This is a genomic window from Pseudoalteromonas sp. PS1M3 (assembly GCF_016865405.1).
Lineage (GTDB): Bacteria > Pseudomonadota > Gammaproteobacteria > Enterobacterales > Alteromonadaceae > Pseudoalteromonas > Pseudoalteromonas marina.
This window is the reverse complement of record NZ_AP022624.1, coordinates 1,546,537-1,566,368: the sequence shown is the minus strand read 5'-3', so window position 1 is coordinate 1,566,368 and position 19,832 is coordinate 1,546,537. Positions and strand designations below refer to the sequence as shown.

The 19,832-nt window shown below is 40.1% G+C and carries 12 protein-coding genes; 6 read left to right on the top strand and 6 right to left on the bottom strand.

Annotated elements, in window-relative coordinates:
- The first annotated feature begins 56 nt into the window (after window positions 1-56).
- The 3 genes from PS1M3_RS07160 to PS1M3_RS07150 all read left to right on the top strand — a co-directional run bounded on the left by PS1M3_RS07160 (window position 57) and on the right by PS1M3_RS07150 (window position 4,402).
- Complete coding sequence (locus PS1M3_RS07160; protein ID WP_008131576.1) at window positions 57-2,135, top strand: M13 family metallopeptidase; 2,079 nt, start codon at window positions 57-59, stop codon at window positions 2,133-2,135.
- Between the two features lie 188 nt (window positions 2,136-2,323).
- Window positions 2,324-3,037: a YebC/PmpR family DNA-binding transcriptional regulator gene (locus PS1M3_RS07155; protein WP_203987004.1), complete on the top strand. Its 714-nt coding sequence runs from the start codon at window positions 2,324-2,326 to the stop codon at window positions 3,035-3,037.
- Window positions 3,038-3,070: 33 nt separating this feature from the next.
- On the top strand, window positions 3,071-4,402 hold the full coding sequence (locus PS1M3_RS07150) for a protein kinase (RefSeq protein WP_371816608.1): 1,332 nt from the start codon (window positions 3,071-3,073) through the stop codon (window positions 4,400-4,402).
- Window positions 4,403-4,468: 66 nt separating this feature from the next.
- On the opposite strand, the gene gap is transcribed toward PS1M3_RS07150, so the two are convergent.
- The 5 genes from gap to glk form a co-directional block, all read right to left on the bottom strand.
- On the bottom strand, window positions 4,469-5,473 hold the full coding sequence (gap, locus tag PS1M3_RS07145; protein WP_203987000.1) for a type I glyceraldehyde-3-phosphate dehydrogenase: 1,005 nt from the start codon (window positions 5,471-5,473) through the stop codon (window positions 4,469-4,471).
- A 9-nt stretch (window positions 5,474-5,482) separates the two neighbouring features.
- Window positions 5,483-6,103, bottom strand: coding sequence for a bifunctional 4-hydroxy-2-oxoglutarate aldolase/2-dehydro-3-deoxy-phosphogluconate aldolase (gene eda, locus PS1M3_RS07140; RefSeq protein ID WP_008131571.1), 621 nt, complete (start codon window positions 6,101-6,103; stop codon window positions 5,483-5,485).
- A gap of 33 nt (window positions 6,104-6,136) precedes the next feature.
- Window positions 6,137-7,987, bottom strand: coding sequence for a phosphogluconate dehydratase (edd, locus tag PS1M3_RS07135; RefSeq protein WP_039036878.1), 1,851 nt, complete (start codon window positions 7,985-7,987; stop codon window positions 6,137-6,139).
- Window positions 7,988-8,315: 328 nt separating this feature from the next.
- The gene (locus PS1M3_RS07130) at window positions 8,316-9,332 is read right to left on the bottom strand and encodes a LacI family DNA-binding transcriptional regulator (protein WP_203986990.1); all 1,017 of its coding nucleotides are present in this window, start codon (window positions 9,330-9,332) and stop codon (window positions 8,316-8,318) included.
- A gap of 32 nt (window positions 9,333-9,364) precedes the next feature.
- Complete coding sequence (glk, locus tag PS1M3_RS07125) at window positions 9,365-10,357, bottom strand: glucokinase (RefSeq protein ID WP_203986987.1); 993 nt, start codon at window positions 10,355-10,357, stop codon at window positions 9,365-9,367.
- A 291-nt stretch (window positions 10,358-10,648) separates the two neighbouring features.
- On the opposite strand from glk, the gene PS1M3_RS07120 reads away from it, so the two are divergent.
- From PS1M3_RS07120 to PS1M3_RS07110, 3 genes are all read left to right on the top strand, one after another.
- Window positions 10,649-11,665, top strand: coding sequence for a LacI family DNA-binding transcriptional regulator (locus tag PS1M3_RS07120; protein ID WP_203986984.1), 1,017 nt, complete (start codon window positions 10,649-10,651; stop codon window positions 11,663-11,665).
- 301 nt (window positions 11,666-11,966) lie between these two features.
- Complete coding sequence (locus PS1M3_RS07115; protein ID WP_203986982.1) at window positions 11,967-15,149, top strand: TonB-dependent receptor; 3,183 nt, start codon at window positions 11,967-11,969, stop codon at window positions 15,147-15,149.
- Between the two features lie 71 nt (window positions 15,150-15,220).
- Window positions 15,221-17,128, top strand: coding sequence for a S9 family peptidase (locus PS1M3_RS07110; protein ID WP_039036875.1), 1,908 nt, complete (start codon window positions 15,221-15,223; stop codon window positions 17,126-17,128).
- A gap of 288 nt (window positions 17,129-17,416) precedes the next feature.
- On the opposite strand, the gene PS1M3_RS07105 is transcribed toward PS1M3_RS07110, so the two are convergent.
- Entirely contained in the window at window positions 17,417-19,831 is a 2,415-nt protein-coding gene (locus tag PS1M3_RS07105) for a glycoside hydrolase family 15 protein (protein WP_203986979.1), read from the bottom strand.
- Between the last annotated feature and the right edge of the window lies 1 nt (window position 19,832).

The window sequence follows — 19,832 nt, the reverse complement described above, 5'->3', positions numbered from 1 at the left end:
AAAAATGATATTTTTATAACAAAAATTAACAAATTCATTATCCAGGGGGATAAACGATGAAAAAGAGTTTAATTGCAGCGGCTTTAGCTGCCACTTTTATAACAGGCTGTTCAGAGCCACAAACTACAAGCAGTGAAGTTCAAACTGCAAGCACAGAAAATACAGTTGTTAGCAATAAAGCTGAATTAGGTAGCTTTGGTGTTGATTTATCAGCGCGTAACGAAGCCGTTAAACCTGGTGATGACTTTTTCATGTACGCCAGTGGCACGTGGTACGACAACTACAATATGCCAGCAGACAAAACGCGTTATGGTGCGTTTTCGGCTTTAGCAGAACGTAGTGAAGACCGTGTTAAAAAAATTATTGAAGACATTGCAGCACGTAAAGAACTAAACGCTGAAGAGCAATTGGTTGCTGATTTTTATAATTCGTACATGGATACCGACACACTTAATGAACTTGGTGTTAAACCTATTCAACCGCTGTTAAATCAAATTAGTAATATGGAATCAACCGACGACTTAGCTTATGTATTTGGGCAATCGTGGTTATCGGGCCTTCGTACTCCTATTGGTGGTGGTATGTGGTTTAACCGTTTAGACCCAAATAAATACGAAATGTCGTTAGGCGCTGGTGGTTTAGGTTTACCAGACCGTTCTTACTATCTAGAAGATGCTGAGCGTTTTGTTAAAACCCGTGAAGCGTATGTAGCCCACATTGCCGACATGCTAAAGTTTGCCAATGTTGATAACACAACAGAACGCGCAAAAGCCATACTAGAGCTTGAAACTAAAATAGCACAAGGCCATTGGCCGCGTGAAAAACGACGTAATCGCGACCTGTCGTTAAATCAAATTAAGCGTGAAGATTTAGCCTCTACATACCCTGGTTTTAACTGGGATGTATATTTTGAGCAAACAGGATACAAAGTACCTCAACTTAATGTATCTCAGCCTGAACCGGTTAAAGCCATGATTGAGCTTATCAATAATGAGGATTTAGCGGTTTGGAAAGACTACTTAACCTACCATGCAATTAGCGGTAATGCAGGTTTACTTTCTGAAGATATTTTTAATACACGTTTTGCATTTTATGGCAAAGAACTAAACGGCCAGCAAGAACCACGCCCTCGCTGGAAACGTGCAATTAACGAAATGTCGGGCACAAGCTCGCTAGGCTTTGCTATTGGTAAAATTTACGTTGACCAATACTTTCCTGAATCATCTAAACAACAAATGTCTGAACTGGTTGAAAACCTGCGTTCAGCATTAGGTGAGCGAATTGATAATCTTGATTGGATGGGCGCTGAAACTAAGGTAAACGCACGTGCTAAGTTAGCAGCATTTGTTCCAAAAATTGGTTACCCAGATGTATGGCAGTCTTACGATGGTTTAACTATTAGCCAAAACGATTTAGTAGGTAACGTTAAAAACATGCGTGAATTTTTCCGCGCTGAAAGCGTAGAAAAAGAACTACAAAAAACTGACCGTAACCGTTGGGGCATGACACCACAACGTGTAAATGCATACTACAATAGCTCGTTTAACGAAATTGTGTTTCCAGCCGCTATATTGCAACCTCCGTTTTTTGATCCAAATGCCGATCCAGCGGTTAACTACGGCGGCATTGGTGCTGTAATTGGCCACGAAATGGGTCATGGATTTGATGATCAGGGTTCAAAATCTGATGCTAACGGTATTCAACGTAACTGGTGGACAGACGAAGACCGTGCTGCATTTGATGCAAAAGCAGACCAACTTGCCGCACAGTACAGTAAATACGAACCTATTGAAGGTAACTTTGTAAATGGGCGTAATAGCCTAGGCGAAAATATTGGTGATGTGGGTGGTTTAGCCATGGCTTACCACGCATACAAACTAAGCCTAAATGGTAAAGAGGCGCCTGTTATTGACGGTGTAACCGGCGATCAACGTTTCTTTTTAGCTTGGGCACAAGTATGGAAAGAAAAACGTACTGAGCAAAGTATGTTAAATCAACTACGCGGTGGTACGCATGCACCAGGTCGCTTTAGAGCACAAGCACCACGTAACCACGATGCTTGGTACAAAGCATTTGACGTTAAACCTGGTGATGCCTTGTATTTGCCAGAAGAAGAACGCGTTCGTATTTGGTAATTACACTAATACGTATGTAAACAAATACTAAACAGCCCGCAACAGCGGGCTGTTTTATTTTATGCAAATGGCTATTTTAACTTTTTTACTATTAATGTTCCCCATTCCGTACTAGCCCTTAATGCCATTTACCTTTAGAATACGGTCTATTATTTTTCAGTTATTTATAAAATTAAGGCGAAACGCAGATGGGAAGAGCTTACCAAAACAAAAAAGATTCAATGGCTAAAACTGCGGGTGCTAAAACTAAAGTTTACTCTAAGTACGGTAAAGAAATTTATATTTGTGCTAAAAATGGCGGTGTAGATACAGATGGTAATCTATCATTACGCCGTTTAATTGAACGTGCAAAAAAAGACCAAGTACCAGCACACGTAATTGAACGCGCAATTGAAAAAGCAAAAGGCGGCGGCGGCGAAGACTACGCAGCAACACGTTACGAAGGTTACGGCCCTGGTAACTGTATGATTATTGTTGATTGTTTAACCGATAACAACAAACGTACATTTGCAGACGTACGCGTTTGTTTTACAAAAGCAAACGCTAAAATTGGCGCACAAAACTCGGTGTCACATTTATTTGATCACTTAGCTATTTTTGTTTTTGATGGCGACGATGATGAAGCTGTTCTTGAAGCGCTTATGATGGCTGACGTTGATGTAACCGATGTAGAAGTTGATAACGGTAAAGTAACCGTATTCGCACCTCATACTGAATACAACAACACACGTACTGCATTAGAAGAAATGGGCATTTCTGAATTTGACGAAGACTTAATTGCGTTTGTACCACAAGTAGAAGCGCCAATTGAAGGTGAAGATGTTGAAGTAATGGAGCGCTTTTTAGCTATGCTAGAAGATTGTGACGACGTACAAAACGTTTATCATAACGCGCAATTCTAAACCTCATCTACATGTTAATTAAAGCCAACAGCCATGTTGGCTTTTTTATTTACAGGGCTTTATAAGTTAATGAATACCCTTTCAGAGCTAAAGACTGGTAAGTTAGCCGGTGCAAAGCACTTACAGCTGGTTGAGCAATTATCTGAGTTTCCAACAGACATTTTTAAGCTTGCCGATACACTTGAAGTACTTGATCTTTCAAATAATAATTTAAGTGATTTACCAGACGAGTTTTCGTGTTTGCATCGCCTTAAGCGTGTGTTTTTGTCGTTTAATCAATTTAAACATATACCCACAGTATTGGTTAAATGCCCTGCTTTAATTATGGTTGCGTTTAAAGGCAACAAAATATCGGAGTTTGCACCAAACAGCCTGCCAAAAAATATTGAGTGGCTTATTCTCACCGATAATAACTTACACGAATTACCTGATGACTTTGGTAATTACACCCAACTTAAAAAGCTTGCACTTGCGGGTAATAACCTGAAAAATTTACCAGCAAGCATGGCTAACTGTACTAATTTAGAGCTTGTTAGGCTCTCTGCAAACAACCTAATAAAACTCTATGACTGGCTACTAGAATTACCAAAACTTGCTTGGCTTGCTTTTGCAGGTAACAACTTTAATAAAGCCCAGTGCTTAACTAAAAGTACGTTGAAAAATACCCCACTTGAAAATTTTCAGCTTAAAAAAGTAATAGGCCAAGGCGCATCGGGTGTTATTCATCTTGCAAAAACAGAACATAATAATGTTGCAGTGAAACTTTTTAAAGGCGCGATCACCAGCGATGGTTACCCACTTGATGAGGTGAATTGCTGCCTACAAGCTGCTAATCATGCAAACTTAATAAAGGTATTAAGCTACATAGAGCAAAGTGAACAACTTGGCTTGGTAATGGAGTTAATAGATAGCAATTATACTAATTTAGGCTTACCACCAAGTTTAGAAACATGTACACGCGATACGTTTAATGACGGTTGCAACTACTCTATTGAAGCTGTTTATAAAATAGCAAAACAAATGGCAAATACGCTTACTCACCTCCATACGAATAAGGTAAGCCACGGCGATATTTACGCCCATAACACCATGATAAATGAACACTATGACGTTTTATTTGGCGATTTCGGAGCAGCTACAAATTTAGTTATGCTTAGCGAATATCAGCAACAGCAAATACAATTAATAGAAGTCCGCGCTTTTGGTTGTTTAATAGAGGATTTACTAAGTACTGTTAGCGCAGCAGATAAACAAAACGACCTCTTTGATAAAATGTCCGATATAGCAGCACGTGCTACCAACAGCGTTATTGCATCGCGCCCTAGTTTTAAAGCGCTAAACGTTTTATTAAACGAATTGGTATAAATTAAGCAAAAAAAAGCCTGCATAATGCAGGCTTGATTGGATAAAGCTAAACTTTTACAGGGTCAATTATAAGTACTGACCTAATGCTTTAACTTGATCTAACATGCGGTTTGAGAAGCCCCACTCGTTATCGTACCAAGCCATTACTTTAACTAGTTTGCCTTCAGCTTTTGTTTGCGTTGCATCAAAAATTGATGACGCAGGGTTGTGATTAAAATCAATAGAAACAAGCGGAAGCTCGTTGTATTCTAAGATATCTTTCATTGAACCTGTTGCTGCGGCTTTCATTACTTCGTTAATTTCTTCAGCAGTTGTTTCGCGCTTAGTAATAAACGTAAAATCAACTAAAGAAACATTAATAGTAGGTACACGTACCGACATACCGTCTAATTTACCCGCAAGCTCTGGAAGTACTAAACCAACAGCTGCAGCAGCACCTGTTTTAGTTGGGATCATAGATTGTGTTGCACTACGCGCACGGTATAGATCTGGGTGGTAAACGTCGGATAAGTTTTGATCGTTTGTGTAAGCATGAATTGTAGTCATGCTACCTTGCTCAATACCTACTGTGTCGTTAATTGCTTTTGCAATAGGTGCTAAACAGTTAGTCGTACAAGATGCATTAGAGATAATGTTGCTATCAGCGTTAATTACATCGCTGTTAACGCCGTGAACTACTGTTGCATCTAAATCTTTACCAGGAGCAGATACAATAACTTTTTTAGCGCCAGCTGTAATGTGCTTAGCAGCGTCTTCACGCTTAGTGAAAAAACCAGTACATTCTAAAACGATATCTACGTTTAGCTCTTTCCACGGTAGGTTTGCAGGGTCACGCTCTTGAGTAAGTGTAATTACGTCATCACCAATTAACATGGTGTTATCGGCAAGTGTTACTTTTTTAGAAAATTGACCATGAACTGAGTCAAACTGTGTTAAATGTGCATTTACATTAGCCGGTGCTAAATCGTTAATTGCTACAATTTTAATTTCACTGTTTTGTGCTAACTCATAAAGCGCACGTAATACATTGCGACCGATACGACCATAACCGTTAATTGCTACATTAATCATTTGAGACTCCTATTTAAGTTCACTTGCTTGGCGAGCAAGCGCTTCAATGGCTTGCCAGTCTTTATTTTCAATTAGTTGTTTGTCTAGCATCCATGTACCACCAACACAAATAACATTGTTAAGTGCTAAATAGTTAGGTGCAGTTGCTAGGCTAATTCCACCTGTTGGGCAAAAAGTAATATGTGGTAATGGTCCGCCTATAGACTTAAGCATTGCCGTTCCGCCTGCAGCTTCAGCAGGGAAGAATTTTAAATACTTAAAACCATGACTTGCTAACTGCATTACTTCGCTCGCAGTTGCAGCACCAGGTAAAAATGGAATGTCTGACTCTTTTGCAAGTGCTAATAACTCAGTACTCACACCTGGGCTAACCATAAAATCAGCACCTGCAGCCACTGATGCTTCAAAGCTTGCTTTATCAACTACAGTTCCCGTACCAACAAAAGCTTCTGGCACTTCAGCTTTCATCAACTTTACAGCTTCTGCTGCAATTGGCGTACGCAGTGTAATTTCAAGTGCTTTTAAGCCACCGTTGTATAACGCTCTAGCAAGTGGTGCAGCATCTTCTAATTTTTCGATTACAACCACTGGCACAACGGGTGCCGATGCTAAGATTTTTTCAATACTCATTACTTGTTCCTCATTACCCAGTTCGGCTAATTATTATTCAAGTCCAAAAGCACTCGCGCCTAAATCGGCACTGCTTACGATATTTCTAAATCCAGTAAATAACTCACGTCCCGTACCAAATGTTAAGCTTGGCTGGCTAATTTCAAGCTCACGTTTTGCAAGCTCGTCGTCGCTAACATGTACTTTTAAAATTCCGTTAGGGGCATCTAAAGTAACTAAGTCGCCCTCTTGAATTTTTGCAATTATGCCACCTTCAACGGCTTCTGGTGCTAGGTGAATTGCAGCTGGTACTTTACCTGATGCACCCGACATACGACCGTCAGTTACAATAGCAACTTTAAAACCTTGGTCTTGAAGGGTTGCCATTACTGGCGTTAATTTATGAAGCTCTGGCATACCTTTCGCTTTAGGGCCCTGCTCTTTAAGCACAGCTATAAAGTCTTGATTTAACTCGCCGCGGGTATACGCGTCTTGTAATGCTCCTTGCGAGTTGAAAACTTTAGCAGGTGCAGTAACAACTTGATGCTCCTCAGCTACAGCAGACACTTTAATAACCGCTTTACCTAAATTACCAGTAAGCAGTTGTAAGCCACCTTGTTTGCTAAATGGATTACTTACAGGACGAAGCACTTCTTCATCAAGTGAATTAGCAGGACAATCAACCCATTTCACTTTGCTTGGACCATTTGAATCGCTCATGATCAGGCTTTCGTCTTTATCTAAACGCGGCTCTGTCATGTATGGCGCAAGACCATCGCCAAGCATTGTTTTAACGTCTGTGTGTAAGTAGCCTGCGCTTGCTAGTTCGCGCATTAAGAAGCCCATGCCGCCGGCTGCTTGAAAATGATTTACATCCGCAGAGCCGTTAGGGTAAATACGCGTAAGTAGTGGTACAACTTCTGATAAATCAGACATGTCTTTCCACGTCACTTGAATACCAGCAGCCTTTGCAATTGCAACAATATGAATAGCGTGGTTGGTAGAGCCACCTGTTGATAGCAAGCCAACTAAACCATTAATAATGGTTTTTTCGCTAATTACCTCTGCTAAACACGGGCTTTCTTTATCATCTGTAAGCTGCTTAAGCATGGTTTCTACAGCATTACCCGTTAATCCATCACGAAGCTCTGTATACGGGTTAATAAACGAGCTACCCGGAAGGTGTAAGCCCATTATTTCCATTAACATTTGGTTAGAGTTTGCAGTACCGTAAAACGTACAAGTACCCGCGCTGTGGTAAGATGCACTTTCAGCTTCTAATAAATCTTCGCGGCTAACTAGGCCTTGTGCAAACTTTTGGCGAATACGTGCTTTTTCTTTATTTGGGATACCCGACTGCATTGGACCCGCAGGTAAAAAGAACACAGGTAAATGGCCAAATGATAATGCGCCAATTAATAAACCTGGGACAATTTTGTCACATACGCCTAAACAAAAAACGCCATCAAACACATCATGTGAAAGTGAAACAGCGGTAGACATTGCAATCACATCACGAGAAAAAAGCGATAATTCCATGCCGTCACGCCCTTGCGTAACACCATCACACATTGCAGGAACGCCACCCGCTACCTGAGCGGTTGCGTCAAACTTAGTTGCAATGCTTTTGATTACGTCTGGGTAATCTTTGTAAGGTACATGCGCAGATAGCATGTCGTTGTATGAATTGATAATAGCTAAGTTTGGCACTTCATCTGCTTTTAAGCGCGCTTTATCGTCGCTGCTACAAGCTGCCATTACATGGGCAATGTTGCCACAGCCTAATCCCGCACGAACTCTTGTTTGTTTTTTTGCATGCGAAATACGATCTAAATAATCTTGACGGGTTTGTTTACTGCGTTCAATAACGCGTTGGGTAACTTCTTGAATTCGAGGATGTAACATAATTAACTCATCTCTATTAGTTAGAGGATAAAGGCTCAGTAGCAATTACAGACTCCACGTAAATAACTGTACTGAGCATCTTTGATTGACCCGTTCAAAGGTACGATATCAGGGAGCCTCTCACAACAAACCTGACACCGGTGTCACTGTATTAACTCATAGCTATGACACCGGTGTCAACCCTGACCGCTAAAATTAATTTAACTTTTTATCATGACCAATTAATGAACACTTAAATTCTTGTGTACATACAGACTTTTATCAAGCTACGGGCAAAAAAAAGCCTGAATAAGCGTCACTCTTATTCAGGCTACTGTGAAAAAGTATTTTATTGGTTTACGCGAGCTGTTGATTCACGCGTTATTAAACGCGATTCAAGCGTAATTTGAAAAGGCTGTTCTTGAGGCTCTGTAATGTGATTAATTAATTGAGTAACAGCAAGCTTTGTCATCTCTTCAACTGGTTGGGCTATGGTTGTTAACCCTGGCCATATGTGGCGTGCAATAGGTGCATTATCAAAACCAGCTATAGATATGTCGTCAGGTACACGCAATTGCCTTTGTGTTGCAAGTTTTAGCACCGCTGCTGCCATGTAATCGTTCGATGCAAATACAGCCGTAGGCCGTGGCGACAAGTCTAAAATACTGCGGGCGCTGTCTACACCCGAGTGGTAACTAAAGTTACCCTCTTCAACTAATCGCTCGTCAAACTCAATTTTGTGATCGGCTAATGCACGCCTGTAGCCTTTAAAGCGCTGCTGTGTTGCACTGTGATCGGGGTGACCTTTAATAAATGCAATTGACTTGTGACCAAGGCTGATTAAATGTTCTGTAATTTCAAATGCGCCCTGCTCGTCGTTACTACGAACAGAAATAGACTCATCTTGTAAAATTGCGGACGCTACTCTCGCAAACGGGATTTTTTTAGCTGTTAAAAACTCAACCAGCTCAGGAAAATCACCAAAAGGTGGCGTAAGTACAATACCATCTAAACGGGATGTTTGAAGTAACTGCTCAACGTTGCTAATTAAAGCCTCACCTCTGCATTCACATGGGTGAATTAGCAAGTTGTAATTGTTTTCTTGGCAAGCGGCTAGAGCCCCTGTTTGAACACGGGTTATGTAGCTTTTACTTGGGTTGTCGTATAAACAACCAATAATAAAACTTCGATTTTGTGCTAACCCACGCGCTATAGGGTTTGGCGTGTAATCCAACTCTTTAAACACAGCGAGTACTTTTTCGCGAGTGGCTGCACTCACGTTGGGCTCGTTATTTAGAACCCGCGATACTGTCTTTTTAGATACGCCAGCATGACTTGCTACGCTGTTGATTGTTACTTTCTTCATCACTCTATTTTCCACATGCAATCAACAAAAAACTAATTGGCGTTGTGCAAACACGCCGCTGCGCCAATTAAAGGTATGTTGTCTTGTGTCACTAATGTAACAGGTATTTGCCCTGTGTATTGCGACATAATCCCTTTTTGCGAAAAGCGTTCAACAAAACGGCTTTCAAGTAATCGAGCTTGCATACGCGGTAATATTCCACCACCTATAAATAGGCCACCCAATGCGCCATAAGCTAGTGATAAATCGCCTGCTACGCTGCCAATCCAATCACAAAATTGATTCAGGGTTGCATCGCACACATCACATTCGCCACTATTTGCTAAGCTGCTAATTTGTGCAGCATCAAGATTTTTAGGCGATTGCCCTTTAACTGCAGCCATTGCTTTGTATAGATGGGTAATACCAGGGCCTGAAAAAACGGTTTCGACAGACACGTGTTGATGCTCTTTTTTTAGTTCTTGAATTAACAAGGCGTCAAGCTCTGTTACCGCTGCAAGCGATATGTGCCCACCTTCCGAACTTAAAACAGAAGTAGAGTGAGATGTTCTGACTAAACAAGCCGCACCAAAGCCAGTTCCGGGCCCCATTACACCAATATTTGCATTGTCATCAGCTTGACCTGCTTTTATAACAACATTTTTGGATGGGCTTAAGTAAGGTGCAGCGTAAGCAAAAGCAGCAAAATCATTAATAACATCAAGCTCATTTAACTCAAAATGAGCCTTAAAATCGTTAACACTAAAGTGCCATCCTAAATTTGTTAAATGCACTTGCCCTGCTTTTATAGGGCCAGCAACCGCCAAACATGCGCGTTTTGGTACAATATGTGGTACGGTTGATAAGTAATGCTCGAGTGCTTTTTCAAGTGAGCCAAAATTAGCACTAGGAAACGTATTATTATGCTCAATTGCAAATTGGTTTGTTGTATCATCAAACGATGTAATTAAAGCAAAACGAGCATTAGTGCCACCAACATCGGCAACTAAAATAGGATCAAATTTGGTAGAAGAGTTTAGGCTCATGGTGTTATCTCTTTTGTTTAAGCAATCAGTGCTTTTTGTTCTACAATAGTAAACCATTGGTGTAATTGCTTTAGGCTATCACCCTAAAGCGGCTATCAGAGAAAAAATGCTGCCTGTAGCAATTACAAGCAGCCAATTCGTTTTGACAACAAAATGATAAAACATAAATATTATGACACCGGTGTCACAGTCAAATCAATAAATAATTTACATTAAACACAAAAAGCTTGAAATATTTAATTAATAAACGAAAATGGCACTATTGTGTATTACATTAACTAAGTTGTGATAATGAAAGGTAAAGCTACATCATTTGATATTGCCCACTATGCAGGGGTATCTCAATCAACTGTATCTCGCGCTTTACGAAATAGCCCGCTTGTTAACGAAGAAACACGTAAACGTGTTCATGACATTGCAAAAAAACTTAATTACAAGGTCGACAAAAACGCAAGCAACTTGCGCACGCAACAAAGCAGCACACTCGCACTTTTATTATTTGAAGACCCCACCTCAGACGAATCACAAATTAACCCGTTCTTTTTATCTATGCTCGGCAGTATTACACGTGCGTGTGCAAAAGAAGGCTACGATTTATTAGTATCGTTTCAATCAGCCAGTGCAGATTGGCAAGCCGATTACGAAGATAGCCACAGAGCCGATGGCATTATTTTGCTTGGTTATGGCGATTACATTGATTTTCAGCCTAAATTTAAAACACTGCTTGAGCAAAACACTAGATTTGTATGTTGGGGGGCAACGGTAGATAACAGACCTGATTTAACCGTGTGCTGTGACAATTACGGTGGTGGTAAACAAGCTGCGGCTCATTTTATAGCTCACAACAGACAAGATTGTGCATTTATTGGCGATGCTTCTGACCACAGTCCGGAATTTTTTGCTCGTTTTCAAGGGTTTAAGGACGAGTTAGAAGCTAACAACATCGCAATAAATGAACGTAAAATGGCTAACGCTATTTCAACGGAAGAATCTGGCTATCATGCAACTCGCTCGCTCATTGCCAATAATATTAAATTTAATGCCTTGTTTGCAGCAAGCGACTTAATTGCAATTGGTGCTATCAGAGCACTCAAAGAAGCAAACATTAATGTCCCTAAAGATGTCGCTGTAGTCGGGTTTGATAACATAGCTATAGCCAGTTTTGTAAACCCACCGTTGACAACCATAGAGCAGAATACAACTCTTGCAGGGCAAATGCTTGTTGAAAATTTACTCAAACTAATCAGAGAAGAAGATGTGCAAAGCACCCTTTTACCCCCTGTGTTAATTGCTCGCGGATCGAGTTAAATATTAAGAAAAGTCATGAAATTTAAACAAATGTAACACCTCCCTGATTTACATTTGTTTACAAATTGCAAGCCAAATCAACACAATAATTTAACCATCAAAAACAATATCTTACATTTACCCCAGCACTTTCACGTACATTAATTATCATTCTTAATCATTATACCTGTTGAAATGCAATGTTTTTTGAATTGGACCGATTTACATAACAAGCATCATGATGTAAATTTATTGTGACTTATCTATCTTTTTATATATAAGTTGTTAAACATTATAAAAAAAATATCACAGGGATTTTAATATGTTCAAAACCAAAGCTCTATCAAATGCAGTAAGGTACTCTTTATTGTTAGGCTCTGTAGCACTTGCCCCCAATGTATTGGCGCAGGAAGAGTTAAACGCAGACGTAGAATTAGAAGAAGAAGGTCCTGAGAGAATTGTTGTTACCGGCTCTCGTATACGAAAAGCAGAATTCTCTAATGCGTCCCCAATTCAAATTATCAATGGCGATTTATCACGCGAAATGGGGTTGTTTGACGCAGGCTCTATGCTGCAATCCACAAGCCAAGCTGCAGGTACACAAATAGATAATACATTTGGTGGTTTTGTATTAGATAACGGTCCGGGCGCTGCAACAATCGGGTTTCGTGGTTTAGGTGCAGAGCGTACTCTTGTACTAATTAATGGCCGAAGAATGGCTCCTGCTGGCGTTGGTGGTGCACCAACTTCTCCAGATCTTAACTTAATACCAGGTGTTATGGTTGAACGAGTTGAAAACTTGTTTGACGGTGCATCAACTGTTTATGGTTCTGATGCGGTAGCCGGTGTAGCTAACGTAATATTGAAAAAAGATGTTGAAGGATTCATTTTCGACGCATCGTACCGTCAGCCTAAAGGTGAAGGCGGAGAAGAAACTGTACTATCTGGTATGTGGGGTAAAACCATGGACAATGGTTTTATAACAGTCGGTGTTGAGTACTCTGAGCAAAAATCTCAATCTCTATCTGGTAACCCTTTTGTTAAAGGCTGTGAAGAGCGTATTTGGGAAGCAGAAGATGGAAGCATTGTTACGCGCAATAGTGGCTATGGTCCAGTTGCAAGTGGTGAAGACTCTTGTGACATATTTCCTTTAACGAATCGCATTAGTGTTCCTTCGTTTTTTGGAAGTGTTTACTACACACCTAATTTTACGAATACAGGGATACCTAATTTTAGTGAATCAACTGTTCCTGCAAGCCTTGAAGGATTTTTTCCATCTTGGGTAGCGGGTGATTTTGATGGCGATGGCATTAATGATGGTGTATTTGTTGATGGTGATGGTGATGGTTTCCGTGATGTTGACTTCCAAAACCCACTATATGCATTCCAACAATCTGATTATTACAAAAGCGGTGATTACAGAAGTAAAAATGAACGCATCTCGTTAATGCTAAACGGTGAATATAACTTTCAAGATGATAACGATACTACATTCTATTACGAAGGTTTATACGCAAGTCGTAAATCACCAATTTTTAGCCCAGGCGCACAAATTTTTGAGTATGTACCAGAAACAAACCCATACAACCCTTGTGGAACAAATGGCATTGATTGTTTTGGCGTTTTAGGTGTAGGTCCTGGAGGCCCTGAAACAGTTCGCCCTATTATAAATATTCGTGGAGATCGTGACCGTACTGATGTTGAAGTTTCTCAATATCGCTTAGTCTCAGGTGTAACGGGTAACTTAGGGATGTTTGAGAATGTCGGTTTAAACAACTGGTACTATGATGCATCCGTATCTTACAGCGCATCTAAAGGTGATGATCACCGTGTGGGTATTGATGAAGAACGATTACTTTACTCTCTAGAAACATCTGTACTCAATGATGACGGCACTGTTACTTGTGGTACAGGTTCTGATGGCTGTGTTCCTGTAAATTTATTTGCTGATAGTATATATCAAGAAGGTGGCGGAACGCTTTCACCTGAAGAAGCGGCTTACTTGTTCATTGACCGTGATATAGAGACTAAGGTAAACCAATTCGTATTCAATGCGTTCATGGGTGGTGATTTCTTTGCATTACCATGGAACGATGAAACTGTAGCTGGTATTGTTGGTGTTGAATATCGACGTGACGAAATTGAATCAAACCCGAATGCTGCAGCAGCTCAAGGCTTGCTTTGGGGTTACTTCTCTGACCAAGGAGCAGATGGTGCACGAAATCTAAAAGAGGTATTTACTGAAGTTGAATTCCCTTTGCTTAAAGGTCTTAAAGGTGCAGAAGAATTAACGTTTACGGCCTCTGGTCGTGTTTCTGAAGAGTCTTTTTACGATGCTGAATCTACGTACAGTATCAAAACCATTTATCGACCTGTAGATTGGTTCACACTTCGTGCTACGAAAGGTACTTCATACAGAGCACCAAATTTACGTGAACGTTTCTTAAATGGTACCTCTGGTTTTAATACAGTTACAGATCCATGTGTTGTACCTGAAGATGCACGTGATATTGATCCATTAAATCCAGGCGCTGCAGCGACATATAATGCAGCTGAAGAAACTCGTGATGCTGCGGTATTGAACGCTTGTCAAGCATCTGGGGTTGATCCTACTTCGCTTGGCTTAGGTCAAGACGGAACAACGGTTTACACTGCAGGATATAGTGCTGAAATAGAAACTGGTGGTACTACAGAGCTTCAACCTGAAACCTCTGTAGCAAAAACATACGGCTTTATCTTTGAACAACCATTCAGTGAAGCGTTTGATTTAACTCTATCATTGACGCGCTTTGATATTGAGGTTACCAACAGTATTGCAGAACCAAGTGCAGGATACAGCATTGCACAATGTTACTCTGCAGACGGTAATGAAGCATTCTGTGACAGAATAAACCGTAATGCTAATGGTCAAATTAGCTTGGTTGATGCTAGCTTTATTAATATTGGCTTAATCTCATCTAAAGGTTTTGACTACAACGTTTATTTCGAAACTGATACTGTTATAGCCGAGCAAAATTTAGGTATTACTCTAGACCTTCAAGCAACACGTATGACTGAACAAGTATATGATGTGCTTGGTACAATTGACGATAATATGGGTGAACCAGATTCACCAGAATGGCGTGGTACAGCTCGCTTACAACTTAAGTACTCTGATTTTAGATTTAACTGGGAAACTCGTTTCATCGGTAAAGGTCGTGAAGATGAAGATGATTTAGGTGAGTTTGAAGAAGGTACTGCAGGATGTCGTGGTTTAACTGACGCTAATGGTGAAGCACTTAAGTGTCGCCCTGTTGGTTTCACTGATGACTACTTTGTGCACAACGTTGGTCTTACATGGTCTAACGATGCATACAAGGTTAACTTAGGTGTCCGTAACGTATTTAATGAAGCGCCACCAAAAGTAGATCCGAGTGGGTCTTTCTCAAATACTAACATCCCACTGGGTGTTGGTTACGATACCTCTGGTCGAAGCCCTTACATCAGCTTTACAGCATCATTCTAATTTAGAATGGCTAAGTAAATTTCAATACAAATGGCCTAAAATTTTAGGCCATTTTTTTTGAAGGAATAAAAATGAAACTAAAAAAAAGAATGTTAGTAGGATTGAGCTTACTAAGCCTATCTTCTTTCGCCAATAGCGAAACTGAAGATACGACGCAAGTGAGCAGTATCGATGCTTTCTCAATGTCGGCTGCTATTCGGAGCGTTGTAGCATCACCAGATGGTAATAAGCTTGCTATTTTAAGAGCGACTACCAAAGATGGTGATTATATTATTGAGATACGAGATCCTAATAATCTAGAAGCAGAACCTGTAAGATTAGGTGCTGATAAGATGTTGATATCTTCCATCGTATGGTTAAACGATGAAAAAATTGGCGTTATGTTTAGGCAAATACTTGAAGATGGTAGTCGCAAATACTGGGTAAACAAATTTGCAATAACAGATGCAGATGGTAAAGGTGACTGGTTATTACCGTTTAAGAAAAAGCGAAATGTTCAATTTAATATAATCAATATACTTCCAGACAAAAAAGATGAAGTACTCGTAGAGGTTGATATTAATAATAACTACATTCCAGATGTAGTCCGATTTAATATTAATACTGGACGAAGTGTTACTGTAATGCGTGGTAATGAAAAAGTATCAGGCTCGTTTTTATCTGATTACGATGGTGAAATAAGAATAGCCCAAGGTTGGAATAAATCTGATAACGCAATTGATTATTATGCACGCGATAAAGGCAGTGATGACTGGAAAGTAATTAAGCAAGTTAGTCCTAAAAAGCGTGAAAGCTTTGAGATATTAGGATTTGCGAAAGGTAACCCTAACGAAGTTTATGTAAACGCTAACTTGGGCGAAAATACGACTGGTATTTATATATACAATATTAAAACAGGTCAGTACACTGACCGACAATTTGGTCTTAAATCTGTAGATACCGATGGTGTCGTACTTGATACCGACGGCACTTTACAAGGCTTTCGCTATACAACCAAGCAACCTAAGTTTTATTTCACAGATCCTAACCTTCAAGCACTTAACGAATCTGTTTCCTCCCTATTTAAGGGTAAATTTGTACAAATTGTTAGTAGCTCTGAAAACGATAACGTATTAGTGGTTAGAGTATCTGCTGACGACAATCCTGGCAGCTATTACATTGTTACTAATAAGCAAAAACTAACTAAAATTGGTGATCGACTCCCGTTTATTGATAAGAGTAAGCTAGGAACCGTTAAGTATATCTCTTATAAAGCTAGAGATGGTCGTAAAATAAAAGCATATGTAACCATCCCGGCTACTAAAGGCCCTTACCCTGCGGTAGTGCTTCCTCATGGTGGCCCTTGGGTGCGAGATTCCATTGTGTTTGATGATTGGGCACAGCTACTTGCTTATCATGGGTATGTAGTTATTCAACCAAACTATCGTGGCTCTACTGGTTACGGTTTAGAGCATTGGATGGCTGGTGATAATAACTGGGGCTTGAAAAAACAAGATGATTTAGACGATGCTGCGCAGTACTTGATCAAAAAAGGCTTAGCGACAAAAGATAAACTTGCTTTATTTGGCTGGAGCTATGGTGGTTACGCTGCATTTGCTGCATCTATGCGTGAAAACAACATATACAAATGTGTTGTTGCCGGTGCTGGGGTAAGTGATTTAAGTCGTATAAATGCAACCCTTAACGAAAATCGCTTTTTAAGTATTTTACAACGCCCTACTATTTCAGGTGTATCCCCTGTAGAACAAGTAGAAAAGGTAAATGTTCCTATATTGGTTATACATGGTGATATAGACAGTCGTGTTCCAGTAAAACACAGTAGAGACTTCGTATCAGAGCTTGAGAAGTATAAAAAAGACTTTAAATATGTTGAGCTAGAAGATGCCGATCACTTTTCCGATACGCTTTTCTACGATCATAAAAAAGAGTTTTATACAGAGTTGTTATCATGGTTTGATAATAAATGTGGTCTCAAATAATATAAATAAAAAAGTGGCATTCATTTTATTTGAAGAGCACTTTTTGTGTATTAAGTGAGGATATAGAAAAAGGGCTTCTAAATTTATTTAGAAGCCCTTTTTCCAGTTACAGTATTTTATATACCGTTCCTCAATAATACTTAATCATTTTTTGGGGCTAAACTTGTCGCTAACGGCGTTAAAAATGTCTCATTTAGAACAACTAAGAGCTAATTTTTTAGCCAAGCTATCAACGCGTTTTTCTAGCCCTCAAATAAATCACTTAATTATGCTAATTGGTATGATGTATTATTTCTTTAGCGATTCTTCAACAACTGGGTAATGATCCCATACTTGTTTATCACTTAGTGAGCGCACTAGCTTAACGTATTCAGCATGAGTCCATGCCAGTGGGGTTGCTGAATTAGTACCTTCGCCTAGTTCATAACCCGCTTTGTTGACACCTACACCATCCCATACTTGCTCAGGCAGCATCATGCCTTCATTCGCAAATTGTTCTAAACCTTTTACGTAACTATTTCTAATATCAGCCTGCTTAGCATCATTCAATGTTTTGGTAGCGTTGGCTGCCGCTATTTCGTAATGGCCACGTTCACCGGTGAAAAATGGCCATACACGACCACGTTGGCCTGGTGTGTTAGCGCCACCTTCTGCGTAATTTGTGCCTATTACTTCATCTTCGCCGTAACCGTCGTTACCGTAACGGCGGTAGCCTGCAAATGTGCCGGTCCCATCTTCAAAACTAAAGCTATATTTAACTTGTAGGTTATCTTCAAGCGTTTCGTCATCGTACTCAGGCAGTGTTTTAACAATACTTTCGTCGTTAGCACCGCGAACGCCATAGCGTACTAGCTCTAAAAAACCACCATCTAAAATTTGCTTTTTATTAAACCCTTCACGGCCATTATTGGCGTTAATTTTAGTGTTTGAATTGGCGTCAGTGTCCTGACCAATGCGAATAAAATATTCACCATCGGTACTTTCGCCTTTTAAATTACCCTCTGTAGTAAACATTTGCGATTCTATTTCGCTGTTATACTTTTTAGCCGTTTCTAAATAACGCTTAGCGTTTTTATCATCACCGCTAAGTGTTGCTATGTCACTTGCTGTTATTAGGCCTGCAACAATTGCGGCAGTAGTAGAAGGAGAATACCCTTCTTGCTCTTCCCAGCGCTCCTGCTGTGTTGCCGGTGGAGTGATCTGCGTGTCGTTCCATAAAATTTTAGCAAGGCCTCCATCAACTAAAAAGTCAGCTGCAGGTTTTAACATTTTGCCGTACCAAGTTTTTAGCTCTTTATCGCTTAACACATCCGCTTGGTGAAGTTTCCAAGCAAGCATAATAGGCATGGCTGTTTGGTCAAGCTGTACACCTACCCACTCAAGTTCACCATCAACATGTGTTTTTTGTAAAAACCAGCCAGTATCACCATTGTTACCCGGTGTACTGCTGTTAACTTGTACTTTTTCAAGGTATTCGAACGCTGTTTTAGCTGTAGCGGTATCGCCTAGCGCCATAAAAGCCATAGCTACTTGATAAAAATCGCGTACCCATACCGCTTTATAACCCGTAGAGCCCTCTTTAGCAGATACGGTTTCGCCCCATGGGTTTGACAGTGACGCAATAAGCGCACCCGCGTGTGTTTTATCTTCTTGCGCTTTTAAAACCATAGCACTGGTGTATAAAAGCTTGCCGTTATCGGCAGTTTGTTCAGTCATTGTATTTAGTGGTTTAAGGCTTTGTAGGTAATCTTGCCAACCTAGCGCATCGCCTTTACCGTTGTAATGATCGAGTACGGCTTGGTAGCCCTTAGCCAAACTTTGTTCGCCTTGCTGAATACTTTGCTGCTGCGTTTTGCCAAAGCTTAACGCTAAATCAAATGTGGTGTTGTTACTAATATCACCGAGTTCTGCAAGCATGTTTACATTACCTGAAACTTCACCGGTATTTGTATACTGATTATTAATTGCTTGCGTTGTTTTAAGTGCATTAATACCATCACTTTCACCTGTAAATCCTACTGTTTTAGCTTTAAAAGGTGAACTTGATTGTAATGTTAAATAGTTATCGCCTTCCCATGCGACAAGTCCTTGATCTGTTGTTTTAGCAAAGTCACCTAACCCGTTATTGTTAATGTACGGGTTAACGTTAACGTAAGCTTTTAGACCCTCTAATTGAGTATTAAACACACTTCGTACAAATAATGTTTGTGTATCTGGGTCGGTAAATATGTGCTTTTCTAAGCTAAAGCGGCCTTGCTTATCGGTACTTGTTACCTTATAAGCAAGCGAAAGCGGTCTGCCTTGCTCATCTTTGTATAAGTAATCAATGCTTACGTCTAAGTCATCCGCTTCGGTAACGGTAAAATCATTACCTGTTACTATAAATTGCATGTCTTTTATTTGCGCTTGGTGAATAAGCCCAAACATGGTTTCGGTGATCATTCCTTGAGCAATAGAAAACCATACTTTAGACACATTGCCTGTTGCGGCTGTATCGCTGTACTGCCCGTTTTTATATTCTTCAAACGATGTGCCAATACCTGTTTTGCCTGCATACGCCCAAAATGGCTCTACCCCTGGGGCGCCTGGTGCCGATGTGACTTTTGCTGAAGTACTTTCATTAGTTGTGCTTGTGTTTTGTGCGCCACAAGCTGTTAATCCTAAGGCTAAAAGTGAGGCGGTTATAAGGTTGTATTTTTTCATT

Coding starts and splice junctions, on each gene's coding strand:
- PS1M3_RS07160 (WP_008131576.1), top strand. CDS start 57: ATGAAAAAGAGTTTAATTGCAGCGGCTTTAGCTGCCACTTTTATAACA.
- PS1M3_RS07155 (WP_203987004.1), top strand. CDS start 2,324: ATGGGAAGAGCTTACCAAAACAAAAAAGATTCAATGGCTAAAACTGCG.
- PS1M3_RS07150 (WP_371816608.1), top strand. CDS start 3,071: ATGTTGGCTTTTTTATTTACAGGGCTTTATAAGTTAATGAATACCCTT.
- gap (WP_203987000.1), bottom strand. CDS start 5,473: ATGATTAATGTAGCAATTAACGGTTATGGTCGTATCGGTCGCAATGTA.
- eda (WP_008131571.1), bottom strand. CDS start 6,103: ATGAGTATTGAAAAAATCTTAGCATCGGCACCCGTTGTGCCAGTGGTT.
- edd (WP_039036878.1), bottom strand. CDS start 7,987: ATGTTACATCCTCGAATTCAAGAAGTTACCCAACGCGTTATTGAACGC.
- PS1M3_RS07130 (WP_203986990.1), bottom strand. CDS start 9,332: ATGAAGAAAGTAACAATCAACAGCGTAGCAAGTCATGCTGGCGTATCT.
- glk (WP_203986987.1), bottom strand. CDS start 10,357: ATGAGCCTAAACTCTTCTACCAAATTTGATCCTATTTTAGTTGCCGAT.
- PS1M3_RS07120 (WP_203986984.1), top strand. CDS start 10,649: ATGAAAGGTAAAGCTACATCATTTGATATTGCCCACTATGCAGGGGTA.
- PS1M3_RS07115 (WP_203986982.1), top strand. CDS start 11,967: ATGTTCAAAACCAAAGCTCTATCAAATGCAGTAAGGTACTCTTTATTG.
- PS1M3_RS07110 (WP_039036875.1), top strand. CDS start 15,221: ATGAAACTAAAAAAAAGAATGTTAGTAGGATTGAGCTTACTAAGCCTA.
- PS1M3_RS07105 (WP_203986979.1), bottom strand. CDS start 19,831: ATGAAAAAATACAACCTTATAACCGCCTCACTTTTAGCCTTAGGATTA.